The organism is Allobosea sp. WAO (assembly GCF_001509835.1).
Lineage (GTDB): Bacteria > Pseudomonadota > Alphaproteobacteria > Rhizobiales > Beijerinckiaceae > Allobosea.
In genome coordinates, this window is the sequence record NZ_JXTJ01000004.1 from 375,668 (window position 1) to 402,374 (window position 26,707).

The window sequence follows — 26,707 nt, forward strand, 5'->3', positions numbered from 1 at the left end:
TGGCACAGGCTCCCCTCTCCCGAACGGAGAGGGTCGCGTGCGCCCAACAGCGAACGAGGTGCTAGTACAGCCCGCCGGTTCCGGAGCCGACGGCACGACCGCCAGCCGGAGCGACGCTCATCGCCCCACCTGAACCGTCGCCGGCCGCGCCGATCACCGAATAGCTATCCGGCGGCGCCGTGCCCGGCTTGAAGGCCTCGAGGATGCCACCTTCGCCACCGGCGCGCATGCCGGTGCGCGGATCGACTCGGATCAGCTTGATGCCAGCCGGGACACGGAACGGCGTCGCCGGCTTGTCCTTAAGCGCCTGCATCATGAAATCGCGGAAGATCGGCGCGGCGTACTGACCGGCGGTCGCCGAGTTGCCGAGCGATTTCGGCTTGTCGAAGCCCATATAGACGCCGACCGCGAGATCGGGCGAGAAGCCAACGAACCAGACGTCCTTGGCGTCGTTGGTCGTGCCGGTCTTGCCGGCCAGCGGCTTGCCGACGGCCTTGACCACTGTCGCGGTACCAGCGTTGACGACGCCTTCCAGCATCGAGACCATCTGGTAGGCGGTCAGCGGGTCGAGCACCTGGTCGCGATTGTCGACGAGGCGCGGCTCGCGCTGGTTGGCCCATTTATCGGCGTTGCAGCCTTCGCAGACGCGCTGGTCGTGCCGGTAGATCGTCGAACCGAACCGGTCCTGGATGCGGTCGATCAGGGTCGGCCGGATGCGCTTGCCGCCATTGGCGAGCATCGAATAGGCCGCGGTCATCCGCATCACCGTGGTCTCGCCGGCGCCGAGCGACATCGAGAGCACGGGCAGCATGTCGTCATAGATGCCGAAGCGCCGCGCATATTCGGCGATCAGCGGCATGCCGACATCCTTGGCGAGGCGGACGGTCATCAGGTTCTTCGAGAACTGGATGCCGTAGCGCAGTGTGCGCGGCCCGGTGAACTTGCCGTCATAGTTGCTCGGCGCCCAGACACCGAGGCCGCCGCCCTGGTCGACCTCGATCGGCGCGTCCAGCACGATGCTCGACGGGGTGTAGCCATTGTCGAGCGCGGTCGCGTAAACGAACGGTTTGAACGACGAGCCGGGCTGGCGCAGCGCCTGCGTCGCGCGGTTGAACTCGGACTGGTCATGCGAGAAGCCGCCGACCATGGCGAGCACGCGGCCGGAGAACGGATCCATCACGGTGATCGCACCGTTGACCTCCGGCATCTGGCGCAAGCGCACCTGCCCGGGCTTGCCATCGATCGGCTCGACATAGACGACGTCGCCGACCGAGACCGCCTGCGAGACACGCGTGCGCCTCGTCCAGCGAATGCCTTCGGCGCCGAGCGTCGCAGTCTCGCGCTCGGGCCGGAGATGGCCCGAGGTCTCGCGGATCGGCTGCAGGCCGACGCGGGCGCTGTCGCCGGCGACATCGAGCACGACCGAAAGCCGCCAGGGCTTGACGTCGCCGAGCACCGGCAGTTCGCCGATCGCGACACCCCATTCGCGGCCCGCGAGATCGAGCTTCTGCATGGCACCGCGCCAGCCGCGCGCCTCGTCGAAGCGCACGAGACCGTCGACCAGCGCCTTGCGGGCCATCAGCTGCATCTTCGGATCGACCGTGGCACGGACCGAGAGACCGCCCTCGAGCAGCTTCTTCTCGCCATAGCGGTCCTGCAGTTCGCGGCGGATTTCTTCGGCGAAGAAGCCTGCGGCGATATTGTTCGGCGAAACCGTGCGCGGGTTGACGCCGAGCGGCTGGTTCTTCGCGGCGTCGGCCTCGGCCCGCTTGATCACGCCGTTCTCGGCCATGCGGTCGAGCACGTAATTGCGGCGCTCGATCGCGCGCTCGCGGTTGCGGAATGGATGCAGGTCGGTCGGCGCCTTCGGCAGCGCCGCGAGATAGGCGGCTTCCTGAGCGTTGAGCTCATGCACCGACTTGCCGAAATAGTTCAGCGCCGCGGCGGCGACGCCATAGCTACCCTGCCCCGGGGCCGGCGCGCCGAGATAGATTTCGTTGAGATAGAGTTCGAGGATCTTGTCCTTCGAATAGGTCGACTCGATGCGCAGCGCGATCAGCGCCTCGCGAATCTTGCGCTCGATGCTCTGCTCGGAGCCGACGAGGAAGTTCTTCGCCACCTGCTGGGTGATGGTCGAGGCACCCTGCGGCCGACGGCCGGAGCCGCGGTTGCGGAAATTCGAGATCGCGGCGCGCGCCAGACCTTCCGGATCGACGCCGAAATGCTTGTAGAAGTTCTTGTCCTCGGCCGAGAGGAAGGCGTCGATAATCAGCTTCGGCACCGCCTGGATCGGCAGGTAGAGCCGGCGTTCCCTGGCGAATTCGGCGATCAGGCTGCCGTCGCCGGCATGGACGCGGCTCATCACCGGCGGCTCGTAATTCCGCAGCTGAGCCGAATCGGGCAGGTCTTTGGAGTAGTGCCAGACGAGGCCGGCCGCACCCGCCACGCCGATCACGAAAATGATCGTGCCGGCGGCGAACGCCCACCCGAAAAGGCGCAGAATGAACCGCATCGAGAAACTTGACCTCGTCTAGCGGCAGCGGCGTCGCTCGAATCGACGGCATGCCCTGCCCGGGTGATCGATCTTTAACTTCATTCTATAACATGGCGGAAATGGCAGAACCGTGGCTGTAAGACCACAAAGCCTCATCTTCGCCCCGCTACGTCACCGCCGGCTCTCTGCTGCCTTGCCGGGCGGCTGGGTGCGATCAAAATACTGGTCGACTGCGCCCTGCACCGCAGTTACCGCCTGCGCCCGCCAGCTTTCGGAATTCAAGAGCTCGGCGTCCTTCGGGCTCGACATGTAACCGAGCTCGATCAGCACCGACGGGACGTCCGGCGCGGTCAGCACCCTGAAACCTGCCGAACGCAGCGGCACCTTGTGCATCTTGACCGAGCCGCCGAGATTCTCGACGAGGTTGCGCGCGAAGGTGGCCGAGAAGCCGCGCGTCTCCCGCTTGGCGAGGTCCATCAGGATGCCGGCGACGTCCTGCACGTCCTCGCTGGCGTCGAGACCGGCGACGGCGTCGGCCTGGTTCTCCTTGGCGGCGAGCCGCGCGGCTTCCGCGTCGCTTGCCCGCTCGGAGCCGGTGTAGATCGTCGCGCCGCGGACATCCTGCGCCTGGGTGAGCGAATCCGCGTGGATCGAGATGAACAGATGCGCCTCGACGCTGCGGGCGATCCGAACGCGGTCACCCAGCGCTACGAAGCTGTCATCGGCGCGGGTCATGATCACGCGGTAGCGCCCCTGCGCCTCGAGCTGCTCTTTGAGCTTCAGGCCGAATGCCAGCACCACCGACTTCTCGGCGATCGAGGCGACGACGGCGCCGGGATCGATGCCGCCATGGCCGGGGTCGATCACCACGATCCTGCGCTGGTCGCCTTCCGCCTTGGCCTCGACAGGCACATGCGGCAGCTGGGCCTTCGCGGCAGCGGCCCGCGCCAGTGCGGCGAACTCTTCACGGCTGGCGCGCTTGAGCTCGATGACGAGCTCGCCAAAACCGCCGCGGAGCGGCTTCACCGAGACATCGGCGACTGCGGCCGGCTGGGCGAGGTCGAGAATCAACCGGGCCCGGTCCGGCGTGAACAGGCCATAGCGGAAGCCGGAGACGAAGCCGGCGGCTTTGCGTGCATTCGAGGCGGGTATCTGGAAATTGACCGATGGCAGGTCGACGATCACACGGTCGGGGCCAGCCATCACGAAGGCGCTTGCCGTGACCGGCTGCGACAGGGTCAGCGTCAGCCGCACGTTCTCGCCCTGGCTTTCGATTCGCGCCTCGCTCGCGACCGGAAAATCGCTGGTCGCCCGCCCCTGAGGATTCGCCGCTGCGCCCCCCGCCAGGATCAGGGCCGTCAGGAGCAGCGCCGGACGCACAAAACGCCGCACCGCGCCGGCGAGACGGCCGGCGACCGCGGCAGCACAAGAATGAAGGCCCGAAGACAGGGGCAGCTCCTACATTTGCGGCGGCAATGCTTAAGGGCTCTTAACCATAGCGCTGCAACCCGTTGACAATCGGTTACCACGTCGAGCCTAGGGCGGAAACCGGCCGATTTCTTGTCCGGGCGCGTTCTCCCTTGCCAAATATGGCAAGCTGTCTGTAATGGAGTCGGTCGCATCGTGATGGCTTCCGCCGCGCGCAAGCAGGGTCGCAATAACCCGTTGACGCCCGACGAAAAAGCCAACCGGCCCGGTCGCTCGAAGCGATCAGGATCGGCGCGAAGGCGGCTAGCAACAGATCGTCCGCGGACGGGCCGGCGTCAGGCAGAAATCGACGCCGGGTTCGGCATTCCGCGAGCGTGTCAACGCGGTGCGCTTCGCCTTGCGGCAGGCGCGTCGCAGGTCAAAGGTAAGATGTCGGGGCATACGACGCCGCTTCCCATTTCGGTGTTTCGTCGAGACCTTCACGGTTGCGACGGGCTTTCTGCCCGTTCCGCCGCTCGCCTCCGCTATCCGGCCTTGGCTGATTTTTCCTCCCTGCAACATGCCGGCGCGAGCCGGCCGACGCGCGGCGCCCCTGCCCGCGGCAGCGGACTTGTGTCCGCAGCCCGGCGGGTACCAAAGGCAGCTGCGCAGATGGACCTGTCCTATGGCCAACAAGATGCTGATCGACGCCACCCACCCGGAAGAGACCCGGGTCGTGGTGTCCCGCGGTTCCCGCATTGAAGAATTTGATTTCGAATCCGCCAGCCGAAAGCCGCTCCGCGGCAACATCTATCTGGCGAAGGTGACGCGGGTCGAACCGTCCCTTCAGGCCGCCTTCGTCGAGTACGGCGGCAACCGCCACGGCTTCCTCGCCTTCTCCGAAATCCACCCGGACTATTACCAGATCCCGGTCGCCGATCGGCAGGCGCTGCTTGCCGAAGAGGCCCGCGCCGAGCGCGAGGAAGAGCGCGACGAGGAGAAGCGCGAGAAGCGTGGCCGCCGCGACCGCGGCCGCCGCGGGGACCGTGACGGGCGCGCCAAGCGCGCCAGCAATGGCGACGAGACCGTCAGCGCCGAAGTCCAGGCAGAGAACGGCCAGGGCGAGGCCGAGCATGTCGAGACGGACGGCAAGGAAGCCGCGATGGTCAACGAGGGCGCGCCCGCCTTCGGTGAGTACTTCGCGCCCGCCGTTGCCGAGTCTAACAGCGAGAGCGTCGCCGAGAACGCTGCGCCGCTGACCTTCGAGACCGTTAGCGAGCCCGCAGCCGAGGCCGAGACCGAGGAAGTGCGCGCCCCGTCCGAGAACGGCGACGAGACCGGCGGAGACGACAGCAACGACGACCATAGCGGCGACGACCACCCTGAGGAGGAGCCCGAGCAGCTCGGCGGCGGCGATGCCCTCGACGACATGCCGGAGCGCCCGCGCCATTCGCGCCGCCAGTACAAGATCCAGGAGGTGATCAAGCGCCGCCAGATCATTCTGGTCCAGGTCGTCAAGGAAGAGCGCGGCAACAAGGGCGCCGCCCTCACTACCTATCTCTCGCTCGCCGGCCGCTATTCCGTGCTGATGCCGAACACCGGCAAGGGCGGCGGCATCTCGCGCAAGATCACCAATACCGAGGACCGCAAGCGCCTGAAGGAGATCGCCCAGGAGCTGGAGGTTCCAGAGGGGATGGGCATCATCCTGCGCACCGCCGGCGCCTCGCGCACCAAGCCCGAGATCAGGCGCGATTACGAATACCTGATGCGGATGTGGGAGAGCGTGCGCGAGCTGACGCTCGGCTCGGTCGCCCCGGCGCTGGTCTATGAAGAGGGCAACCTCGTCAAGCGCTCGATCCGCGACCTCTACAACAAGGACATCGACGAGGTTCACGTCGCCGGCGAAGCGGCCTATCGCGAGGCCAAGGACTTCATGCGCATGCTCATGCCGAGCCATGCCAAGAGCGTGAAGCCCTATCGCGAGCAGACACCACTCTTCGCCGCCTTCGGCGTCGAGAGCCAGCTCGATGCGATGTTCTCGAACACCGTGACGCTGAAGTCCGGTGGCTACATCGTCATCAACCAGACCGAGGCGCTGGTCGCGATCGACATCAACTCCGGGCGCTCGACCCGCGAGCACAATATCGAGGACACCGCCCTCAAGACCAATCTCGAAGCGGCGGAGGAAATCTCCCGCCAGCTGCGCCTGCGCGACCTTGCCGGCCTCATCGTCATCGACTTCATCGACATGGAGGAAAACCGCAACAACCGCGCCGTCGAGAAGAAGCTCAAGGACTGCCTGAAGAACGACCGAGCCCGCATCCAGGTCGGCCGGATCTCGGCCTTCGGCCTGCTTGAGATGTCGCGCCAGCGTATCCGCACCGGCGTGCTCGAGAGCTCCTCGGTGCCCTGCCCGCATTGCGCCGGCGCCGGCCTCGTCCGCTCGACGCCTTCGATCGCGCTGCAGATCCTCCGCGCGCTGGAAGAGGCGCTGATCAAGAGCGCCTCGCACAATCTCGAAGTCCGCACCCGTCCCGAGGTCGCGCTCTATGTGCTCAACCAGAAGCGCGCCCATCTGCGCGACCTGGAGGAGCGCTTCAACATCGCGATCACCGTCTCGGCCGACGCCGCCCTGCTCGGCACCCGCTATTTCGAGGTCGAGCGCGGCGAATTCGTCGGCAACGAGAACCGCGTGATCCCGGTCAGCAGCATGCGCGCCGAGGCGATCGTCGAGGAGCCCGAGGAGGATGAAGTCCTCGATCTCGAAGCCGAGAGCGAGGAGAGCGGCGAGGCCGAAGCCACCCCGCGTTCGGCCAACGGCGAAGGCGAAGAAGCTCGCGGTGAAGGCGAAGGTGGACGCAAGCGCCGCCGCCGCCGCCGCCGCCGGCGTGGTGGTGAGCGCGATGGCGAGGGCCAGCGCCTCGAAGGTGGCAGCGACGAGGCTGACGACGGCCAGGATGACGACCAGGATGCATCGGGCGAACAGGCCGATAGCGCCGAGAGCGGCGAGCCCGTCGCGGAGGTCGTCGAAGTCGTCGCCGAGGCTGCCGCCCCTGTCGTCGAGCCGGTTGTCGAAGAACCTGTCGAAGCCGAGGCCAAGCCGCGCCGCGGCCGTCGCGGCGGACGCAGCAAGAAGGCCGAGGCCGAAGCGGCGACTGCCGAGGCGGCCGTGACCGAGGCCACGGAAGCCAAAACCTCCAAGACCCCAGCCGCCAAGGCTGCGGGCACCAAGGCCGCGAGCGCGACCGAAGCGGCGGCAGAGACTGCTGCGGCGCCGGTCGAGACGGCGGCCGAGAAGCCCAAGCGCAGCCGCGCCCGCAAGAAGGTGGTTCCGATCACCGAGGACGGCGCCACCGCCGAAGCCGCCCCTGCGGCGGAAGCCACGCCTGCCCCGGCAGCCGCGCCTGAAGCTCCGGTCCCGGCGGCAGCCGAACCGGTTGCCGAGGCAGCTGAACCGGCCCCTGCGCCGCGTGTCGTCGAAGAGCCGGTCGCGGTGGTGCTGACCCCGCCCGATCCGGATCGCCCGAAGCGCGGCGGCTGGTGGAACCGCCTCGCCGGACGCAAGTGAGACCAGAGCCCGCTGCTATCGCAGCGGGCTTTTTTCATAACCCAGGGCAAGCCGCGGGCGCGCCGGGAACCGGACCGGCATTGAACAGTGCCACGGTGAGACAAAACGCCGCCTGGAAAACCGCCATTAGTCAGGAATGGCCACAAAGTCGCCGAACTCCATGTCCATAGCGAGCGTAATTCGACGCAAGAAAAGCGACACAGGAGGCTATAAAATATTGACGTAAAGTAACTTACAAATAAGCCGCTACAAGGAATTTCGGGTTAACTATCGACTACTCTGGATTGCGCACCGCTAGCGCAGCCGCTTCTCTGATGATCCACTCTCCGGTCACCGCAAGAGACAGGATCCCCCCGCCTACGTCACCACTCTGCCTATCGGTGACGACGCGCGAGAGCGCACTGCCTACCCGGTCCAGCCGCGACGAATGACCTGCGCCCCATCGCAGGCTCGCGGCGCTCCTGAGTGTCAGTCGGCAAGTACGCAGAATGGCCGTGCCGCAAGGCGCGCGGTCGCTCGTCTCATCGCGGCTGGTGAAGCGCCAGAGCGCCCCAACCCCGCCCCAAGCCGACCAGGTCAAAAGAGCCGCTGATCCTGCCGCCGTTCCCCCGGCGCCGCAAAGGCTCGGCCTGTTCCCGATCCCGGAGTTCCCCATGAAGCGCCTCGCCCCAGCGGCGTCGCTTGCGCTCGCGGCCTTTGTCGCGCTGCCCGCCAAGACCGCGCCGGCCACGCTGCCTGCCCTCCCCGCAATGCCGCTCGGCATCGACCGCGACCTGCTTCCCTTCCCCGGCAAGCCGATTCATCTGATCGGCGTCGATGCCGGTGAGACAGGTCTTTTCGGCAAGCCCGATCTCACGACTGCGCTGACCACCGCGAGCCTCTCCTTCGACGCGCTCCAGGGCGAAGAGCACCGGACCCCGTTGCATGACGTTCTCCCGCAGCCACGGGGCGACCAACAAACCGAATCCGATCCGCCTGAGCCATTATCGCCGCCGACGATAGCGCCGCCGACCGGCGACGGAGCAACTCCGGCGGTGGCTCAAACTGCAGCGCAAGGCTCGGCCACGCCAACGAGCGAGCGCACCGCCCACGCGGCCGCCTCATCGACGCCAGCGGGTCGAAAGCAGCCCGAGCCGCAACAGCTCTATGCCGGGCTGATCAAGTCCGAAGACATGGCGCGCGAGCAGCGCTGCCTGGCCGAAGCGGTCTATTTCGAGGCGCGCTCGGAACCGGAAGAAGGGCGCGCCGCCGTCGCCCAGGTCGTGCTCAACCGCGTCAAGAGCGGCGTCTACCCGACCTCCGTCTGCGGCGTCGTCTACCAGAACCGGCACCGCAAGCTCGCCTGCCAGTTCACCTTCGCCTGCGAGGGCAAGTCGCTGCGCATAAAGGAGCCCGAGTCGTGGGAGATAGCCGAGCGCATCGCGCGCGAGGTCTACGAGGGCAAGATCTACCTCACCGAGGTCGCCGCCTCGACCCATTACCACGCCGATTACGTATCGCCCCGTTGGGCGAAGAAGCTCAGGAAGATGGACGTTATCGGCCGGCACATCTTCTACAGCCTGGAGCCGAGCAGGGTTGCGCAGGCTCGGTGACGCACTCGCTGGAAGAAACCGGCTGCCGGCCTTGACCCGACGGCGTCGGAATGCGGAACTGGCTACGGTCTCCCTCAGCATGCGGAGCCGTCATGCCGCCGCCGCGCAGTCCCGAACGTCTCATCCTCTCGGCCTTGTGCGGAGCCGGCCTGCTCGGCCTCGCCTGGCTCGCCCTGCAGGCGATCGGCTGGTTCGGGGTCGGCCTGCTCGGCCTCTTCGTGCTGTTCGTCGCGGTGCGCTTCGAGCTCGAAGGCAATCTGCCGATCGGCCCGCAGATGACGCCCGATCTCTATGCGAGCCAGTTCCGCAAGCACGGGCGCGAGCACGCCAGCGACCGGGCCGAGCAGCGCACGCTGCTCAGCCGCCAGCTTTCGGCGGCACGCCTCGCCGCCGGCTTCGGCGTGCTGCTGACGGTGATCGGCTTCGGCTTCTTCTTCATGCTCGAGCTCGGCCGATGATCCGGCCGGGCCTTACTCCGCCGCCGGTGCGAGCGGCGATGGCGGCGCCACGGCGGTGATCGCAGCCGCTCCCGCGGCCCCCTTGCCGCCGCCCTCGCGCACGGTCACCGCGGTCGAGGCGAACGGCACCTCGGCCTCGATCAACCCGCGATAGACCCGCTTCAACGCCTCGCGCTGCAGCATCGAGGCCTGGGTCGGCTTGGAGGTGAATTTCAGCCGGATCACGATCGCCGCGTCGGTAATGTCCGCGACGCCCTGCATCTTGAGCTGGGCGATGAAGTGCGGGCCGAATTCGGGGTCCTCCAGCAGAGCGAGGCCGACCTTCTTGATGGTCTTGCGCGCCTTCTCGATATCGGCCGAATGGTCGAGCCGGACATTGAACTTCACCGTCGCCCAGTCGCGACTGGCATTGGTCAGCGACTGTACCTGCCCGAACGGAACGGTATGGATCTGGCCGCTCTGGTGGCGCAATTGCATCGAGCGCAGCGAAATCTTCTCGACCGTGCCCTTGAGGCGCCCGGTGTCGACATATTCGCCGACGCGGAAGGCATCCTCCAGCATGAAGAAGAAGCCGGAGACGATGTCGCGCACCAGCGCCTGCGAGCCGAAGGAGATGGCGAGGCCGAGAATACCGAAGCCGGCCAGAAGCGGCCCGATATCGACACCCAGTCGCGACAGCAGCACCAGAATTGTCAGGCCGATCACGGCGGTCAGTACGACGCCGCGCAATACCGGCATCACCGTCGCCAGCCGCGACGGGATATTGTCTTCCGGCATCACGTCCTCGTCCACCGGACCGGTGGAGCGCGGGCGCGGCGCATAGGCATCGAAGAAGCCACGCAGGAAGACCATCACGACCCAGCCGGCGAAAGCCAACACGGCGATGCTGGCGATCTGGCGGGAAATCTGGCCGAACTGGCCGGAGCTCATGCCGAAGAGCAGGCCGGCCCAGATGCGCGCTACCAGATAGAAGCCGCCGGCCCACATCACGCCGCCGGCGGCCGCGCGCACGGCATGGCCGAGCGCCTGCGCCAGCGGCGTCGGCCTGGCGATGGCGGCACGCCGCGCTTGTCGGCAGGTCAAGAGGCTGTTGACCCCGACCGAGAGGATCGGCGCCAGCACGACGATGATCTGCGTCAGCTCGGCCGCCTCGGACCAGCGGCCGCCATTCGGCATCATCGCCGCCGCGCGCCCGACCATCCAGAGCAGGACCGCGATCGCGACATAGATCCAGGGCATCGCCAGCGCCAGGAACCTGCGACCGGGGCCGGGCTCCGCACTGCCGCTCAGGACGAGCGCGGTCAGATCGTAGCGCGCGTCGACGAACCACCAGATCTTGTAGGCGGCGAGCACGAAGCCGCTGAGCGTCACCAGTCCGGCGACCGGCTCCGGTCCACCGGAAACCCGATGGGCCAGCAGCGCGGCGACGATGAAGACCGGTACGAGCACGGCGTAGGTGCAGAGCAGGCGGAAATGCCGCTCCGCCCGCGGCAACGGCATCAGCCGGCGTTCGGGCTGGCCGGGAGCGAGCAGGAAACGGCCGGTTGCGACATAAGTCGCCCCGACCGCCGTGCCGTTGGTAATGCCGTGCAGGGCGTGTGCCGCAAGATCGTCCGAAGGCAGCCAATAGCTTCCGGCGAGGCGCGCCACCACGAGGCCGAGCACGATCGTCAGCATATCCTGCAGGAGGCCGAAGCCGGACGCGATAAGCCTTGCCGTGAAATACTCGGCGCGCGGCCTCATCCGGGCGGCGAACCATCTTGCCGTGGCGAAACGGAACAGCAGGGCGATACCGAGCGCCAGGGCGAGCGATGCGAGGAGGCGCGTCGTCGGCGAGGCATTGCGGTTCAGCGACCAGCTCCGCAGCCAATCCGACGGCAGGAACCGGACGCTCGGAATCGCGGCGCGGCCATAGTCGAGGCCTGAGACGAAGTAGTCGGCCAGGGCCTCAGCCTGCGAGTCCGCCGTCTCGACGGCGGATGGCGCGGGAGCAGGCTTAGGCGCGGTCGCCGCTTTCCCCGCCGGGGCGGCTGGAACGGCAGCGGGCGCTGGCACATCGGCCGGCACCCCGCCGATCCGGACCTCGACCCGGCGTCCGCCGGCCGAAAGCGCATCGACGAGCTTGCGGACCGTCTCCGGGGTTTCGTCGCCGCGCAGCGTCAAGAGCAGCGGCTCTCCGGGCGCAGCATTGGTCTGCGCCGCCGCCGGCCCGGCGAAAGCCAGGGCCATCATCGCCAGCAGGAACCAGCGCACTGCGGCCATTCCCGGACCAATCCACTTCCGACGCATTCCGTCCCCCTGCCTCGTGAGTTCAGATTGCTGCCGCTCGGCCCGGATTGGCAAGCAAGATCAGCGTGTCTTGAGCCAGCGCCCGAGCCGTGCCACGGCATCCTCGCATTCCGCCAGCGACCCGGCGAAGGAAAGCCGCACCGTGCGCGCCCCGCGCCCCTCGTCGAAATCCAGCCCGGGCGTGATCGCGAGCCCGGCCTGTTCGAGAGCGTCGCGACAGAAGCTCATGGAATCGTTCGAGTACTTTCCGATGTCGAGATAGATGTAGAAGGCGCCGTCGACCGGCAGGAAGTCGCCGAGCCCGATTTCCGGCAACGCCTTGAGCAGATAGGCGCGATTGGCGGCATAGCCGTCCTTGATCGCCTCGCATTCGGCTGTCGCGTCGAAGGCCGCCTCGCCCGCGACCTGGCTCAGCATCGGCACCGAGATCGAGAGATTCTGCTGCAGCCGCTCGATCGTCCGGACCAGCCGCTCCGGCACCACCAGCCAGCCGACGCGCCAGCCCGTCATGCAGTAATACTTCGAGAAGGAGTTGACGACGATCGCGTCCTGATCGGCGGAGAGCGCCGTCGTCGCCGGCTGGTCGTAGGTCAGACCGTGGTAGATCTCGTCGGAGATGTACCAGAGGCCGAGCCGCCGGCATTCGGCCGCGACGGCTGCGATCGCCTCCGGCGTCATCACCACGCCGGTCGGATTGGCCGGGCTCATCGTCAGCACGCCGGCGAGCGGCGCCTCGGCATGGGCCCTGGCGATCAGCTCGGGCGTCAATGCGTAGCGTGTCTCCGGGCCGACCGGGATCGCGACCGGCTCCAGCCCCAGCGCCACCAGGATGTTGCGATAGGCCGGATAGCCCGGTGCCGTGATCGCGATACGCGCACCCGGCTCGAAGCAGGCGAGGAAGGACAGGATGAAACCGCCCGACGAGCCCGTGGTGACGATCACCCGCTCGGCCGGAACCTCGACGCCGTAGGCCTCGCGATAATGCCGGGCGATGCGGGCGCGCAGCGAGCCGATGCCGAGCGCCTGCGTGTAGCCGATGCGCCCGTCGTCGAGCGCCCGCGCCGTGGCAGCCCTGATGCTTGCCGGCGTCGGCGCCGAAGGCTGGCCGACTTCCATGTGGACCACCGAGCCGCCCCGTCGCTCGATCGCCTCGGCGGCATTCATCACATCCATGACAATGAAGGGGGCGACGGCTTCCGCCCGCGCGGCGGGTTTCGGCGCCGGCGGCGTGCCGGATGCGGCAATGGTCATGCGTAGCCTCGACGAGATTGGCGTTGCGCCGAGCCATGCCCCGCCGGCGCGCGGATCGCAAGCCGCTCAGCCCGCAATGCCACCCGGCCGCGAAGGCGAAACGGAGGCATTCTCGCCCGAGCGCAACTCGCTGTGCCGGACGATCGCGGCGCTCATGCTGACATGATAGCGCCGGCTCAACCCTGTCGCATCCAGCGCCCGCACGGCCGGCGTATCGGGGATCAGGAAGGCGGCGGCATAACGCCGGGCCTGATACTCCATCGACCGCAGCTTTGGCGAGAAGCGCTCCGCAGGACTGCCGGAAGGGCTGCGATTGAACGTACCTTCATGGCCGAGCAGAGCGTGGCCTACGGCATGCGCCACCGCCATCAGTGCCCTGCCCTCGCCGCGATCCGCGCCCTCGAATATGGTGTCCGCTATCAGCAGGCGCTTGGCCTGTGAATCCCATTGCGCCTCGGCTTCGCCGAGGCTGTCATCGGCGAAGCGCTCATAGGTGAAATTGGGATAGCGTGCCTTCAGCCGGGCCATCAACTTCGCAAAGTCGATGGCCCGATCGTCGCGAAAGCCGAGCCCGCGCCGATGCGCCAGGGCGCGCGCGTCGATCTGCTCGTCGGTCAGGAAGGCGTGACGCATGGGCGAGCCTCCGGGGCAGGCCAACCATACCTCTGGTGCCGCGGCGGCTCAATGAACCGCGCGGGACGCCTCAGCTCGCCAGAATCGCCTCGACGATCTCCTGCACGTCGAGCGCCTCCTGAAGCGTCGCCAGCTGATGCGGCTCGCCGCGGGTCAGCCTGGCGACGCCTTCGAGCTGGCGCTTCAGCGCAACCGGCCGCGCTTCGAGCTGCGACAGTGCATCGGGCGCGCGCTGCCAGGAACCGTCCGGCAGCCGCCGCTCGGCCAGCGACCAGTCGCAGAGCCGGACCGCCCCTTTGTCGCCTTCCAGCAACCAGATGTTGTGGTCGTCCTTGGCAGTCGTGCCGACACCGCCCGTCAGGGTCAGAGGAAGCTCGCCGGCCAGGAGCTTTGCCTCGATCGCGCGCTCCGAGCGACCAGCTTCCGGAAAGCTCGCGCGCGCTTCGAGCCCGTGCAGTGGGCCGAGCAGGCGCCGGCTCAGGAACAGGAAATGCGAGACGACCTCGCGGGTGAAGCCGCCCTGCTCGCGCCGGTCGAGCCAGCCGGCCGCATCCGCCTGCCAGGGTCGCGGCCAGCGTGCGAAAGCGACCTCGATCGAGACCTTGCGGAGCGTGCCGAGCTCGCCCTTCGCGATCCAGACCGCCAGCGTTGCGACCGCTGGCGAGGAGGCGAAGGGGAAGTTCACCGCCCCGCGCCCGCCGGCCTCGGCAACGAAGGCGCGGGCATCGGCGAGGTCGACCGCGAGCGGCTTTTCGCAGAACACGCTGCGGCCGGCGCCGAGAGCGGCACGGGCATGGCCGAGATGCGAGGCCGGCGGCGAGGCGACATAGACGCAGTCGCTGGCCGCGACCACGGCCGCTGCATCGGCCAGGGCGGGGACCTGCGGCAGCTCCCCAGCGATTCGCGCCATCGCCTCGGCCGAAGGATCCCAGATGCCGGCGGCACGGACGAGATCGGGCGACTGGTCGAGCACGGCGCGCAGCATGCGCTCGCCCATGATGCCGGCGCCGATGATGCCGATGGAAACGGGTGCGGGCATGGGAAGCGGCCTTGTTGCTGAAGGAGCGCACCGCATAGCAGGTGTCGTCGCGGCGAGACAGGCGGATCCGTGCGCGATCGCCTTGCCGTCAAGCGCGGCGACGTATCTCCGCGGAGAGCGTCTCGACCTTGGCGATCGCACTGAACTCGACGCGGTTCCGCCCCAACGCCTTGCTGGCATAGAGCGCCGCATCGGCGCGCTGGTAGAGTTCCGGCATCAGCTCGCGGCCATCGAACGCCGTCGCTCCGATGCTGATGGTGATATGCCCCGCCGTCGGCGAGGCCGCGTGCTCGATGCCGAGTTCCTCGATCGTGGCGACCAGCCTTTCGAGCTGCGCCAGCCCTTTCTCGGGAGCGACGTCGTAGAGCAGGAGACCGAATTCCTCGCCGCCGAGGCGTCCGGCCAGGTCCATCGGCCGGCGGCCTGCCGTGGCGATCGCGCCGGCGATCAGGCGCAGCGCCTCGTCGCCGGCCTGATGGCCGTAATAGTCGTTGTAGCGTTTGAAATGATCGACATCGAGGATGGCGAAGACGATCGGAACGCCATCGCGCCGCGCCTGCTGCAAGGCCGAGGCGACATTGTCCTCGAACCCACGGCGATTTGCGATTCCGGTCAGCGGGTCCGACATCGCATGGTCGTGCAGCATCCGCCGCAGCAGGAACTGGTCGCGCTGGGCGCGCTCGCGCAGCCAGGCGCCGACGCCGCCGACGAAGACCGCGAAGAACAGCAGGATCGAGAGCCGGATATGCTCTGTGAGATGGGCGGCATCGCGCAGCATGACGAAGCCGAGCGCGGCGGTGAACAGCGCGACGAACAGCGCGACGGCTGAGCTCTGCAGGAAGGTCAGCCCGACCGGCAGGAAGACGGCGGCGATGATGACCAGTTGGGCGATATCAGCCTGTGGTAGTCCGCGTAGCTTGAACATGTTGGCGATGAAGGTGCTGGTCGCACCGATCAGGGCGAGCACCAGCATCGAGAGCCGGTGATAGGCGCCCGGCAGGCGCTGCGTCGCCAGCATGCTGATCTGGATCAGAAGGACGCCCAGCGTCACCAGCCGCAGCGTGATCGCGAGCGGCACGTCCCGGTCGCCGGCGAGCATCGCGGCCCAGCCATCGAGCCGCGTCAGATCGAGCCCGATGAAGATCAGCCAGATGCCGAGCGCAGTGATCAGGCAGACCAAAGTGCTGGTGCGCTGGTCGGCCCGCATGTGCAGGCGGTACTCGTGCTCCAGCTTGGGCTCGAAATGCAGGCCGTCGATGCGCCACCGTGAAGCAGCGCGCTGCGGCTGCGCCTCGGCGGGCACCTCCCGTCCGGGCGCGAAACTGTTTCGGGGGCTTTGCACGTGCGCGATCCTGGCCACGACAAGCTAATGGGAGTTTGACGCGGCTCAACGGAAGCGGATGCGCCCCTACAGTTTCAGCCGGGAAGGTTTCGGGCCGCTTGCGCAATTGCCGCGCATTCGAACGATCTCGCGAGAGACATCGCGCGCCGCTTGACCCTCCATCAGATGGAGACGCTACGACGTCCCCATGACAGACCAACGCTACACCATCGGCGAGCTCTCCGGCCTCAGCGGCGTGCCGGTGCGGCGCATCCGCTTCTATTCCGACAAGGGCCTGCTGCCGCCGTCCACCCGAACCATGGCGAACTACCGCGTCTATTCGGATGCCGATGCGGCGCGGCTCGCGCTGATCCAGGCACTGCGTGCCATGGGAGCCAGCCTCGCGGCGATCCGCGGCATCCTCGCCCGCAAGACCTCGCTCGCCGAATTGCTGGCGCTGCGCCTGTCGGCGCTCGAAGCCGAGATCGCCGGAAAGCGGCGCATCGCCGCGACCCTGCGCGCCGCACTGCGCCATCCCGAGCCCACCCCGGACGACATCAGGAGACTATGGACCATGACCAGCCTGTCCAATGCCGACATGCGCAGCCTGACCGAGCGCTTCTTCGAGGAGGTCACCGGTGACAGGATCAGCCCTGAGTGGAAGCGAGAGGCGCTCGCGGCCGGAAGCCCGGAGCTGCCGGAAGATCCCTCTCCGGAGCAGATCGACGCCTTCGCCGAGCTCAGGGCGATGCTGACGGATCCGGCCCTGATCGCCAGCGCCAAAACGGATGCCGCGACGATGTGGACCGCGGATTTCGATCCAGCCGCCTATCATGCCGCCGCCGAGCGGATACTCGCCGCCATCCGCCTGGCCATGGCGAAGGGCGAGGCTCCGGACTCGCAGAGCGGCCAGGCCATCGCCCGTGACTGGCTGGACGCCTCGGCGAAGGCGATGAAGCGCGCGCCGGACGCGAACTTTCGCGACTGGCATCTCGACCAGTATCGCCGCCATCACGACCGATCGCTGCGCTATCAGCAGTTGCTCGCCATCCTGCGCGGCGAAGACGCGCCCGGGCGCGAATGGTGGTGGATCAACGAGGCGCTGGCGGCGCTCGCGCTTTAGGCGCACGGGCGGCCGGCCCCGCAGCCGCTTCCGTCGCGTCGCCGCGCTGGCTATCACTGCGCCCGATTCCGTCTTAGGGAACGAGGTGCCGCCGTGGATATCTTCGACAGGCTGAAAGTCGCAGCCGCAGCAGACTGGGCCGCCTATGTCGAGCATGATTTCCTGCGGCAGATGGGCGACGGCTCGCTGCCGCAAGCGGCGTTCCGGACCTATCTCGCCCAGGACTATCTCTTCCTGATCCAATTCGCGCGCGCCTATGCGCTCGCGACCTATAAGAGCCGCACGCTCGCCGACATGCGGGCGGCCAAGGCCGGTCTCTCGGCGATCCTCGATCTCGAAATGGACCTGCACATCCGCCTCTGCAGTCGCTGGGGCCTGTCGCCGGCCGATCTCGAAGCGGCGCCCGAGCACCAGGCGACGGTCGCCTACACCCGCTATGTGCTCGATTGCGGCCAGTCCGGCGACCTGCTCGACCTGCATGTCGCGCTGGCACCCTGCGTCATCGGCTATGCCGAGATCGGCGCTCGGCTTGCCGCCGAAATCGGCCCGGCGCTCGAAAGCCACCCTTATCGCGAATGGATCGGCGAATATGCCGACGAAGCCTTCCAGAACGTCGCCCGCGATGCCCGCCGCCATCTCGACGAACTCGCCGCCCGCGCCATGACCGAACGGCGCTTCGCCGACCTCGCCGCCCTGTTCGGCAAGGCCTCGCGGCTGGAAGCCGACTTCTGGCAGATGGGGCTGGACGAAGTGGGAGCCTTCGCTCAGGCTCGCTGAGAGGCAGGCAGGGGCGAGGCGCTGCAACCGCCCCTCGCCCATAAGCAAGACGGTCACGCCGCGCGGATGACGCGTGCGGCTCGCTGCGCCGCTCTCGCTGCGGCAGCAGGCCAATGTCGTAGCGTCATGGACAGGCTCGCCCCGCCTATTTCTACGCGCGCAACGTTTTCCCGCCGATGATCGCTGCCGCCCCCTCTTTCACCATACGGGCCGGCACGTGGTTCTGCAGAACTCGTCTCGGCAGAAGCCCAGCTTTACCGCGCCCTTCAGCTTTCCCGAATCTGCTCAGAGCAAATCCGTCGCCGCGCCCCAAAAGCAGACCCTGAGCAATGTTCGCGATCTTGGCAGCAAGGCGTCGTGTGCTACCTTTCCCTTAGAGCGGATAAAAAAGCCGCCTTCGGCCTCGCCGTTGAAACCTTCGGCGTGGTCAGACACGAAGGGAGGAGATTCGATGCGCAAGGTGCTTTTGACCGCCGTCGCGGTCTGTAGTCTCGTCGCAGCCTCTTCGGTTGCCGGCGCCCAGGAAAAACTCAAGATCGGCATGATGGCGACGCTGTCGGGCGCATTGACGTCCGGCGGCGAGGATGGCGTGCGCGGCGTCCAGGTGGCGCTGAAGCAGCTCGGCAACAAGATCGCCGGTCGGGAAGTCGAGTTGATCATCGCCACCACCGATGCCAGCCCGGATTCCGCGCTGAGGGCCGCGCGCAAGCTCGTCGAACAGGACAAGGTCCAGGTCATCGTCGGGCCGCTCTCGGGCTCCGAGGGTATCGCCATCCGCGACTATTCGAAGACCGTTCCGAACGTGACCGTCGTCGACGGCTCCTCGGGCGCACTCGAGACCACTTACGTCAATCCGTCGCCGAACTATTTCCGCTTCAACAGCAACGGCGCGATGTGGATGGCCGGGCTCGGCGACTACGTCTTCAAGGACAAGGGCTACAAGAAGGTCGCGGTGATCGCGGAGGATTATTCCTTCCCCTACACGCAGGTCTTCGGCTTCGCGCTCGGCTATTGCGGCGCCGGCGGGCAGATCACCCAGCGCCAATGGGTACCGCTCGGCACCAAGGATTTCGGCTCGGTCATCGCCAATATTCCCGATGATGTCGATGCGGTCTTCCTCGGTCTCGGCGGCGGCGACGCGGTCAACTTTCTGAACCAGTACAGCCAGACCGGCGGCAACGCGAAGTTCGTCGGCGGCTCGATCATGGTCGACCAGACCGTGCTCTCCTCGCGCGGCGCGGCCAAGAAGCTCCTCGTCGGCACGCCGTCCTCCGGCGGCGTCGCGGATGCCTGGGACGACCCGCGCTGGAAGGCCTGGGTCAAGGCCTATCAGGACGCCTTCCCGGCTGACAAGCGCTTCGCCAGCCCATCCCTCTTCGCGACCAACTACTACAACGCCTTCACCGCGCTCGCGACAGCGCTGGGCAAGGTCAATGCCGATCTCTCGGACGGCGGCGCGAAGTTGCGGGCAGAACTGGCCAAGGTCGAGCTCGATGCGCCCAACGGCAAGATCAAGCTCGACGACGACCGTCAGGCGATCGCGACGACCTTCATTACCGAGGTGGCGGAACTGCCGAACGGCGAACTCACCAACAAGTTCGTCCGCACGGTTCCGAACGTGAACAAGACGATGGGCCTGTCCCCCGAAGCCTTCAAGGCGGTGGGCCTGCCTTCGCGCACCAACCCGGAATGCAAGAAATAGACGCCTGACGAAGACTGCCGAAGGGGGAGTTACGCGAGATGCGCGCCCCCTTCGTCCCTGTGACGTCCCGGTGCCGCCGCCTGCGATGATCTGCGCAGGCGACGGATGGCGGCTGGCCTGACGAGGCCAATGTCGCGCCGCCGGACTTGTTTTCGAGAGGAACCATGAGTCGCGCAGTCGCGGTCTGCCACGGTCCGTTCGGCCGGGTTTCGATCTACGATCTCGACCGGCCCCTGGTGCTGCACGCCCATCGCGAGGCCCATCTGATCTTCTTCCTGGAGGGATCGCGTGGCCTCGTGACCGTCGGCAGCCGTTCGACGCGCGTCGACCCCTTCATGGGTGTCGCGATCAATCCGTGGGAACCGCACAATTTCCAGCCGGAGAGCAAGGGCTGCTTCGGCCTCTTCCTCGTCGTCTATCTCAGGCCGGAATGGCTGGCCGCCCAGGGCATGTCTCCCTTCGGGGGATCGTTCTTTCCGTCATCGGAGCTGGTCGTGACCCGCGAGCTCGCCGCCTGGCGCGACAAGATCGTCGAGATGCTGCTCTGCTCGCGCCGGGACCTTAATCTCGGGCCGGTGCTGATGGCGCTGGCACAGGCCTCCAGCGAGCCGATCGAGCCGACGCTGGCCTCTTCCTTCGCTCATCTCGCGCCGGAAGGCGCGCTCGATCGCCGGGTATTGCGAGCCTGCCGGCTGCTCGAAGATCACCCGAGCTATGACGGCGCGCTCGAGCGCGTGGCCCGGGAAGCCGGGCTGTCGCGGGCGCATTTCTTCAAGCTGTTCCGCCAGCAGGTCGGCGTGACGCCGACGGTCTTCTCGAACACCGTCCGCCTCGATGCGGCGCTCGACCGGCTGGTCTTCTCGCAGGACCCGGTGACGCGGATCGGCAACGGTCTCGGCTTCTCCTGCCAGAGCGTCTTCACCCGCTTCTTCACCGCCCATATGGGCATGGCGCCGCGCGATTATCGCCGCGTGCTGCGCACGGTCGGCCCGGCGCCCATGCAGGCGGCCCATGTCTGACTTCGTCGCGCGCCGCCCGATCTGGTCGCTGGTGATCATCTTCGCGGTCGGCATCCTCGCCTGGCTGATCTTCTCGGTCTGGACGCCGGGGATGGAAGCGATGCTCGGCCGCAAGCGCGTCTTCCTGAGCGCGCTGTTCAACGGCATCACGCTCGGCGCGCTCTATTTCCTGGTCGCCAGCGGCTTCACCCTGATCTTCGGGCTGATGCGCAACGTCAATCTCGCCCATGGCTCGCTCTATCTGTTCGGCGGCTATCTCGGCTACAGCGTCGGCCATCTCACCGGTTCCTGGCTGCTGGCGCTCCTGGCAGCCTTCATCGTCGTCGGCATTGTCGGCGTGCTGATGCAGGTGCTGCTTTTCCGCTGGATGGAGGGCCAGGACCTGCGCCAGACGCTGGTGACCATCGGCCTCTCGATCATCTTCGCCGACCTCCTTTTGTGGAACTATGGCGGCGACACCTTCCAGGTGACGACGCCGGACTGGCTTTCCGGCCCGGTCCAGCTGCCCTTCGTCGTGGCGCTGCGCGGCAATGGCGACCCCGTGATGATGACCTATCCGCTGGTGCGCCTCGCGATCCTGGTCGGGGCGATCATCGTCGGTGTCCTGATGTGGCTTGCGCTCAACCGGACGCGGGTCGGCATGCTGGTGCGCGCCGGCGTCGACGATCGCGACATGCTCTCGGCGACGGGCGTGCGCGTGCAGCTCGTCTTCGTGATGATCTTTGCGTTCGGCGCCGGGCTAGCAGGGCTCGCCGGCGTCATCGGCGGCACCTTCCAGTCGCTGCAGCCGGGCGAGGACACCAAGATCCTGCTGTCGTCGCTCGTCGTCGTCATCGTCGGCGGCATGGGCTCGATCCCCGGCGCGGCGATCGGCGCGCTGATCGTCGGTCTCGCCGAGCAGTTCGGCTCGGTCTACATGCCGACCTATGCGGTGATGCTGACCTTCGTCATCATGGTGGCGGTCCTGGCGGTGCGGCCGCAGGGCCTGGCGGCGAGGCGTTGAGCATGGCGATCGCCGATCTCAACCTCGAGCAGCGCGCCCGTACCCGGGAGGGTTTTCCGGCCTGGCTGGCGCGCCGCGGCACGGCGTTCTGGGTCGTGGCGGTGCTGCTGCTGGTGATGCCCGCGATCGCGAGCCCCTTCTGGCTCGTCCAGATCTTCGCCTATTCGATGATCCTCGGCCTCGTCGCGCTCGGCCTGATGTTCCTCGCCGGCTATGGCGGCATCGTCAGCCTCGCGCAGATGACGGTGGCGGCCTGCGCCGGCTATCTCGTCGCGATCCTCGGCGACAGCGCGATCTCGCAGATCAGCCTGCATTGGCCCTGGTGGATGGCGGCGCCGGTCGCGATCCTGGTCGCGACCTTGTTCGGCACGCTCAGCGGCGCGCTTTCGGTGCGGACCGAGGGCATCTACACGATCATGATCACGCTCGCGATCGCCTCGGCCTTCTATTACCTCGCGCTGCAGAACTACACGATCTTCAACGGCTTCAGCGGCTTCAACGGTATCAAGCCACCGGTCTTCCTCGGCGTCGACTGGGGCCAGAACCTGCCCTTCTACTACCTCACGCTCGCCTGTTCCGCTTTGGCCTATGGCGCGGTGATCTATGTCTCGCGGGCGCCCTTCGGCCTCGCCTTGCAGGGGACGCGCGACAATCCGCGCCGCATGGCCGCCCTCGGCTTCGACGTCGTCGCGCATCGCATCGCGGCCTACGCCTTCGCCTCGTTCATCGCCGCCTGCGCCGGCGTATTGCTGGTCTGGTATCAGCGCCAGATCTCGCCCGGCACAGCCGGGGTCGGCCCCGTCGTCGACATGTTGATCATCGCTGTCGTCGGCGGCCTCAGCCGCCCGATCGGCCCGTTCATCGGCGCGCTGGTCTATGTGCTGCTGCGGACCTTCTCGCTCGACATGCTGGAGGGGGTCGGCCTCGACGGCAAGCGCTACCAGCTGCTGATCGGCCTCGGCTTCCTTGTCATCGTGCTGTTCTCGCCCGACGGGCTGATCGGCATCTGGCAGCGCCTGCGCGAGCGCTATCGCAAGGGCAGCGAGGCCCGCGAGGCCGGCATGCGCATCGGCGGGGGCTCGCCATGAGCGCCGTCCCCGCACGCGAGAGCCTGGCGTCCGCCGGCTCGGCCAATGCGCTGGAATTGCGCGGCGTCTCGCGGCTGTTCGGTGCGCTCGCTGCGCTGTCCGACGTCACGCTCTCGGTGCGCCCCGGCGAGCGGCGCGGCGTGCTCGGCTCGAACGGCGCCGGCAAGACCACCCTGTTCAACTGCATCACCGGGGATTTCGCACCGAGCACCGGCCTGATCCGGTTCTTCGGCGAGGATGTGACCGCCTTCCCGCCCCAGGAGCGCATCCGCCGCGGCCTGCGGCGCACCTATCAGATCTCCTCGCTGTTCACCGGACTCTCGGTTCTCGACAATGTCTATCTGGCCTGCCGGGGCGTGTCGCGGAACCGCTTTTCCCTCGTCCGACCGCGCCGCGACGATGCCCTTGTCCACGCCGCCGAAGGGCTGGTCGAGGCCGTGCATCTTTCTGCCGTCAAGGACCGGCTGGTCGGCGAGCTCGCCTATGGCCAGCAGCGCCAGCTCGAGATCGCGCTCGCCCTGTCGGGCGCGCCGCGCTTCATCCTGTTCGACGAGCCGGCGGCTGGCCTCTCGCCGACGGAGCGACGCGACCTCGTCCATATCCTGACCTCGCTGCCAGCCCATATCGGCTACATCATCATCGAGCACGACATGGATGTGGCGCTGCGCGTCGTCGAGAGCGTGACGATGATGCACAACGGCCGCATCTTCAAGGAAGGCCGTCCGGACGAAATCGAATCCGACCCCGAGGTGCAGGAACTCTACCTCGGAGGCGGCCATGGCTGAGCGCTTCAGGCCGCCGCCCGCCGCCGGCGTGCCGATCCTGCAGATCGCCGGGCTCAACGTGTTCTATGGGCGCTCCCATGCCCTGCAAGGCGTCGATCTCACGCTGGAGAGCGGCGTGCTTTCCGTGGTCGGCCGCAACGGCATGGGCAAGACGACCATGTGCAAGGCGATCATGGGGCTCGTGCCGATCTCATCGGGCTCGATCCGCTTCTTCGGCGAGGAGATCTCCGGCCGCTCGCCCGCCGAAATCGCCCGTCTCGGCATCGGCTATGTCCCGCAGGGGCGCCGGCTTTGGCGTTCGCTGACTGTCGACGAGCATCTCCAGCTGATGCAGCGCGGCAAGCGCGGCGCCTGGACGCGGGAGCGCATCTACGAGGCCTTTCCCCGGCTCGCCGAGCGCCGCAACAACGGCGGCGCGCAGCTTTCCGGCGGCGAGCAGCAGATGCTGGCGATCGGCCGGGCACTGATGCTCAACCCGCGCCTGCTCGTCATGGACGAGCCGACCGAGGGGCTGGCGCCGGTGATCGTCGCCCATGTCGAGGAGATGCTGGTCCGGCTCGCCGATCAGGGCGATGTCGCGATCCTGGTCATCGAGCAGAACATCGGCGTCGCCACGCAGATGTCGGATCCGGTCGCGATCATGGTCAATGGCCGGGTCAACCGCATCATCGCCTCGGCGACGCTCGCCGGCGACCGGGACCTGCAGCAGCGCCTGCTCGGCGTCGGGCGGCATGGCCATGACGAGACCGACGGCGCGCCGGAGCCCACGGCCGGCGCTGCCACGGCCGCGCGTCCCGCGCCCCCCATCGCCGCGGGCCCGACCCGCGTCTACAATGCCAACCCCGTCATTCCCACCCGCTGGTCGCAGCCCATTCCGGCGGCGCGGATCGAGGCTCAGGCGCGCACGATCTCGCGCCCGACGCTGGCGACGCGCAATGGCGAGCCGGTCGGCGCGATCCGGCCGCTCGCTGCCGCGGCGACCGCGGGCGAGCCCTATGTCGTCGTCGCCGGAACGCTCGACACCAAGGGCGAGGAGCTGCGCTATATCCGCGACCTCGTCCGCGCCGAGGGGCTGCGGACCCTGCTGGTCGACCTCTCGACCTCGGGCCGGAGCGCCGGCGGCGACGTCACGCCCCAGCAGGTTGCGCTCGCTTCGGCCAGGGGCTCGACCGGCATCTCCTCGGGTGATCGCGGCACGGCGGTCGCGGCGATGACGGAGGCCTTCGCCGCCTGGCTGCCGCGGCAGGAGGGTGTGCTCGGCATCATCTCCGCCGGCGGCTCCGGCGCCACCGCGATCGTCACGCCAGCGATGCAGGCGCTCCCCGTCGGTGTGCCCAAGCTCATGATCTCGACCATGGCCTCGGGGGATGTGCGCGCCTATGTCGGCGCCACCGACATCACGATGATGCACGCCGTCACGGATGTGCAGGGGCTGAACCGCGTCTCGCGGCTCGTGCTCGGCAATGGCGCGCGCGCGGTCGCGGCGATGGCGAAGGCACGGCTCAGCGAACTCAAGCGCGAAGGCGCGCCGCGGCGGGCCGAGGCCGAGAAGCCGCTGGTCGGCCTGACCATGTTCGGCGTCACGACGCCTTGCGTGCAGAAGGTTGCCAAGCTGCTCGAGGCCGAGTGGGAGCCGCTCGTCTTCCACGCCACCGGCACCGGTGGGCGCTCGATGGAGAAACTGGTCGATTCCGGCCTCGTCGATGCGGTCATCGACGTCTCCACCACCGAGATCTGCGACATGATGATGGGCGGCTTCCTGCCGGCGACGGAGGACCGTTTCGGCGCGGTCATCCGCACGCGCATCCCCTATGTCGGCTCGGTCGGCGCGCTCGACATGGTCAACTTCTTCGCGCCCGAGACGGTCCCCGAGCGCTACCGCGGCCGCAAGCTCTACCCGCACAACCCGCAGATCACGCTGATGCGGACCACGCCGGAGGAGAATGCGCGCATGGGCCGCTGGATCGGCGAGCGGCTGAACCAGATGGAAGGCCCGGTCCGCTTCCTGATCCCCGAGGGCGGCGTCTCCGCGCTCGATGCCCCGGGCCAGGCCTTCCACGACCCGGCCGCCGACGCCGCGCTGTTCCAGGCGCTGGAGCAGACGGTGCGCACCAGCGCCAACCGGCAGCTCATCCGCCTGCCGCTCCACATCAACGACCCCGCCTTTGCCGCGGCGCTGGTTCAGCAGTTCCGCGCACTGCATGCCGGCCGCCGGCGCGAGCGGGCCAGCGGAGGCAGGTCATGACGCCTTTCGACAAGAAGACCCTGCTCAAGCGCTTCCGGGCCATGATCGCCAAGGGCGAGCCGATCATCGGCGGCGGCGCCGGCACCGGCCTCTCGGCCAAATGCGAGGAGCTCGGGGGCATCGACCTCATCGTGATCTACAATTCCGGCCGCTACCGCATGGCCGGGCGCGGCTCGCTCTCCGGCATGATGCCTTATGGTGACGCCAACGCCATCGTCATGGAGATGGCCGCCGAGGTGCTGCCCGTGGTGAAGCAGACGCCGGTGATCGCCGGGGTCTGCGGCACCGATCCGTTCCGGCGCATGGATGTCTTCCTCGACGAGATCGGCCGGATCGGCTTCGCCGGCGTCCAGAATTTTCCGACGGTCGGGCTGATCGACGGCGTCTTCCGCAAGAATCTCGAAGAGACCGGCATGGGCTACGGGCTCGAGGTCGAGATGATCGCGCTCGCCAACCGGAAGGGCCTGCTGACCACGCCCTACGTCTTCTGCGAGGACGAGGCGCGCGCCATGGCGAGGGCCGGAGCCGACATCATCGTCTGCCATCTCGGCTTGACGACCGGCGGTTCGATCGGCGCCGACACGGCCTTGCAGCTGGCGGATTGCCCGGCGCTCGTCGACAGCTGGGCTGCTGCGGCGCTGGCGGTGAAGCAGGACGCGATCGTCCTCGTCCATGGCGGGCCGGTCGCGGAACCGGCCGATGCCGATTTCATCATGAAGAACACGAAGCACTGCCACGGCTTCTACGGCGCATCCTCGATGGAGCGACTGCCGGTCGAGATCGCGATCCGCGACCAGACCCGCGCCTTCAAGCGGATCGGGCGCCGGCAAGAGACGACGGACAAGCAGACGACGAAGAGACCGGCGCGCCAAGCCGGCAAGTCGAAGTGACCCGAAGGACGGGCGGGAGGATG

19 protein-coding genes are annotated in these 26,707 nt (G+C 67.7%); 12 read left to right on the plus strand and 7 right to left on the minus strand.

Annotated features, from left to right (window positions below):
- Positions 1-61: 61 nt before the first annotated feature.
- Positions 62-2,512 carry a penicillin-binding protein 1A gene (locus tag DK26_RS06245; protein WP_066469432.1) on the minus strand — a complete coding sequence of 817 codons (2,451 nt, stop codon included), beginning with the start codon at positions 2,510-2,512 and terminating at the stop codon, positions 62-64.
- A 153-nt stretch (positions 2,513-2,665) separates the two neighbouring features.
- Positions 2,666-3,874, minus strand: a complete 1,209-nt coding sequence (locus DK26_RS06250) for an N-acetylmuramoyl-L-alanine amidase (RefSeq protein ID WP_248309880.1) — start codon at positions 3,872-3,874, stop codon at positions 2,666-2,668.
- 712 nt (positions 3,875-4,586) lie between these two features.
- Between DK26_RS06250 and DK26_RS06255 the strand changes: the two genes are divergently transcribed.
- From DK26_RS06255 to DK26_RS06265, 3 genes are all read left to right on the plus strand, one after another.
- Positions 4,587-7,469, plus strand: a complete 2,883-nt coding sequence (locus tag DK26_RS06255) for a ribonuclease E/G (protein WP_066469436.1) — start codon at positions 4,587-4,589, stop codon at positions 7,467-7,469.
- A gap of 653 nt (positions 7,470-8,122) precedes the next feature.
- Positions 8,123-9,061 (plus strand): cell wall hydrolase, encoded by a 939-nt coding sequence (locus tag DK26_RS28460; RefSeq protein ID WP_248309881.1) that lies wholly within the window; start codon positions 8,123-8,125, stop codon positions 9,059-9,061.
- Between the two features lie 92 nt (positions 9,062-9,153).
- The gene (locus DK26_RS06265; RefSeq protein WP_066469440.1) at positions 9,154-9,519 is read left to right on the plus strand and encodes a hypothetical protein; all 366 of its coding nucleotides are present in this window, start codon (positions 9,154-9,156) and stop codon (positions 9,517-9,519) included.
- Between the two features lie 12 nt (positions 9,520-9,531).
- On the opposite strand, the gene DK26_RS06270 is transcribed toward DK26_RS06265, so the two are convergent.
- The 5 genes from DK26_RS06270 to DK26_RS06290 all read right to left on the minus strand — a co-directional run bounded on the left by DK26_RS06270 (position 9,532) and on the right by DK26_RS06290 (position 16,073).
- Positions 9,532-11,781, minus strand: coding sequence for a mechanosensitive ion channel domain-containing protein (locus tag DK26_RS06270; RefSeq protein WP_066469442.1), 2,250 nt, complete (start codon positions 11,779-11,781; stop codon positions 9,532-9,534).
- 87 nt (positions 11,782-11,868) lie between these two features.
- Positions 11,869-13,059: an aminotransferase class I/II-fold pyridoxal phosphate-dependent enzyme gene (locus DK26_RS06275; protein WP_066469444.1), complete on the minus strand. Its 1,191-nt coding sequence runs from the start codon at positions 13,057-13,059 to the stop codon at positions 11,869-11,871.
- Between the two features lie 66 nt (positions 13,060-13,125).
- Entirely contained in the window at positions 13,126-13,692 is a 567-nt protein-coding gene (locus tag DK26_RS06280; protein ID WP_066469446.1) for an ImmA/IrrE family metallo-endopeptidase, read from the minus strand.
- A gap of 70 nt (positions 13,693-13,762) precedes the next feature.
- Positions 13,763-14,731, minus strand: a complete 969-nt coding sequence (locus DK26_RS06285; RefSeq protein ID WP_066469448.1) for a Gfo/Idh/MocA family oxidoreductase — start codon at positions 14,729-14,731, stop codon at positions 13,763-13,765.
- Between the two features lie 88 nt (positions 14,732-14,819).
- Positions 14,820-16,073, minus strand: a complete 1,254-nt coding sequence (locus tag DK26_RS06290) for a diguanylate cyclase (RefSeq protein WP_157089534.1) — start codon at positions 16,071-16,073, stop codon at positions 14,820-14,822.
- Positions 16,074-16,260: 187 nt separating this feature from the next.
- Here DK26_RS06290 and DK26_RS06295 point away from each other — a divergent pair, with 187 nt between their 5' ends.
- The 9 genes from DK26_RS06295 (at position 16,261) to DK26_RS06335 (ending at position 26,684) form a co-directional block, all read left to right on the plus strand.
- Positions 16,261-17,175 (plus strand): MerR family transcriptional regulator, encoded by a 915-nt coding sequence (locus DK26_RS06295; protein WP_066469452.1) that lies wholly within the window; start codon positions 16,261-16,263, stop codon positions 17,173-17,175.
- A 93-nt stretch (positions 17,176-17,268) separates the two neighbouring features.
- Positions 17,269-17,952 carry a thiaminase II gene (tenA, locus tag DK26_RS06300; protein WP_066469454.1) on the plus strand — a complete coding sequence of 228 codons (684 nt, stop codon included), beginning with the start codon at positions 17,269-17,271 and terminating at the stop codon, positions 17,950-17,952.
- Between the two features lie 451 nt (positions 17,953-18,403).
- A complete protein-coding gene (locus tag DK26_RS06305; protein WP_066469456.1) occupies positions 18,404-19,654 on the plus strand; it encodes an ABC transporter substrate-binding protein in 1,251 nt (416 codons plus the stop codon).
- A 164-nt stretch (positions 19,655-19,818) separates the two neighbouring features.
- The gene (locus tag DK26_RS06310; protein WP_066469458.1) at positions 19,819-20,673 is read left to right on the plus strand and encodes an AraC family transcriptional regulator; all 855 of its coding nucleotides are present in this window, start codon (positions 19,819-19,821) and stop codon (positions 20,671-20,673) included.
- Positions 20,666-21,676, plus strand: a complete 1,011-nt coding sequence (locus tag DK26_RS06315) for a branched-chain amino acid ABC transporter permease (protein WP_066469460.1) — start codon at positions 20,666-20,668, stop codon at positions 21,674-21,676. The genes DK26_RS06310 and DK26_RS06315 overlap by 8 nt, the downstream gene beginning before the upstream one ends.
- A gap of 2 nt (positions 21,677-21,678) precedes the next feature.
- The gene (locus tag DK26_RS06320) at positions 21,679-22,764 is read left to right on the plus strand and encodes a branched-chain amino acid ABC transporter permease (protein WP_066469462.1); all 1,086 of its coding nucleotides are present in this window, start codon (positions 21,679-21,681) and stop codon (positions 22,762-22,764) included.
- Positions 22,761-23,549 carry an ABC transporter ATP-binding protein gene (locus DK26_RS06325; RefSeq protein ID WP_066469463.1) on the plus strand — a complete coding sequence of 263 codons (789 nt, stop codon included), beginning with the start codon at positions 22,761-22,763 and terminating at the stop codon, positions 23,547-23,549. The genes DK26_RS06320 and DK26_RS06325 overlap by 4 nt, the downstream gene beginning before the upstream one ends.
- A complete protein-coding gene (locus tag DK26_RS06330; protein ID WP_066469464.1) occupies positions 23,542-25,794 on the plus strand; it encodes an ABC transporter permease in 2,253 nt (750 codons plus the stop codon). Before DK26_RS06325 ends, DK26_RS06330 begins: the two co-directional genes overlap by 8 nt.
- A complete protein-coding gene (locus DK26_RS06335; RefSeq protein ID WP_083533006.1) occupies positions 25,791-26,684 on the plus strand; it encodes a phosphoenolpyruvate hydrolase family protein in 894 nt (297 codons plus the stop codon). The genes DK26_RS06330 and DK26_RS06335 overlap by 4 nt, the downstream gene beginning before the upstream one ends.
- The last annotated feature ends 23 nt before the right edge of the window (positions 26,685-26,707 follow it).

Bases quoted from the DNA above. Each gene is read 5' to 3' on its own strand.
- DK26_RS06305 (WP_066469456.1), top strand. From the start codon at position 18,404: ATGCGCAAGGTGCTTTTGACCGCCGTCGCGGTCTGTAGTCTCGTCGCA.
- DK26_RS06310 (WP_066469458.1), top strand. From the start codon at position 19,819: ATGAGTCGCGCAGTCGCGGTCTGCCACGGTCCGTTCGGCCGGGTTTCG.
- DK26_RS06285 (WP_066469448.1), bottom strand. From the start codon at position 14,731: ATGCCCGCACCCGTTTCCATCGGCATCATCGGCGCCGGCATCATGGGC.
- DK26_RS06275 (WP_066469444.1), bottom strand. From the start codon at position 13,059: ATGACCATTGCCGCATCCGGCACGCCGCCGGCGCCGAAACCCGCCGCG.
- DK26_RS06255 (WP_066469436.1), top strand. From the start codon at position 4,587: ATGGCCAACAAGATGCTGATCGACGCCACCCACCCGGAAGAGACCCGG.
- DK26_RS28460 (WP_248309881.1), top strand. From the start codon at position 8,123: ATGAAGCGCCTCGCCCCAGCGGCGTCGCTTGCGCTCGCGGCCTTTGTC.
- DK26_RS06295 (WP_066469452.1), top strand. From the start codon at position 16,261: ATGACAGACCAACGCTACACCATCGGCGAGCTCTCCGGCCTCAGCGGC.
- DK26_RS06245 (WP_066469432.1), bottom strand. From the start codon at position 2,512: ATGCGGTTCATTCTGCGCCTTTTCGGGTGGGCGTTCGCCGCCGGCACG.
- DK26_RS06265 (WP_066469440.1), top strand. From the start codon at position 9,154: ATGCCGCCGCCGCGCAGTCCCGAACGTCTCATCCTCTCGGCCTTGTGC.
- DK26_RS06270 (WP_066469442.1), bottom strand. From the start codon at position 11,781: ATGGCCGCAGTGCGCTGGTTCCTGCTGGCGATGATGGCCCTGGCTTTC.
- DK26_RS06280 (WP_066469446.1), bottom strand. From the start codon at position 13,692: ATGCGTCACGCCTTCCTGACCGACGAGCAGATCGACGCGCGCGCCCTG.
- DK26_RS06315 (WP_066469460.1), top strand. From the start codon at position 20,666: ATGTCTGACTTCGTCGCGCGCCGCCCGATCTGGTCGCTGGTGATCATC.
- DK26_RS06330 (WP_066469464.1), top strand. From the start codon at position 23,542: ATGGCTGAGCGCTTCAGGCCGCCGCCCGCCGCCGGCGTGCCGATCCTG.
- DK26_RS06320 (WP_066469462.1), top strand. From the start codon at position 21,679: ATGGCGATCGCCGATCTCAACCTCGAGCAGCGCGCCCGTACCCGGGAG.
- DK26_RS06335 (WP_083533006.1), top strand. From the start codon at position 25,791: ATGACGCCTTTCGACAAGAAGACCCTGCTCAAGCGCTTCCGGGCCATG.
- DK26_RS06325 (WP_066469463.1), top strand. From the start codon at position 22,761: ATGAGCGCCGTCCCCGCACGCGAGAGCCTGGCGTCCGCCGGCTCGGCC.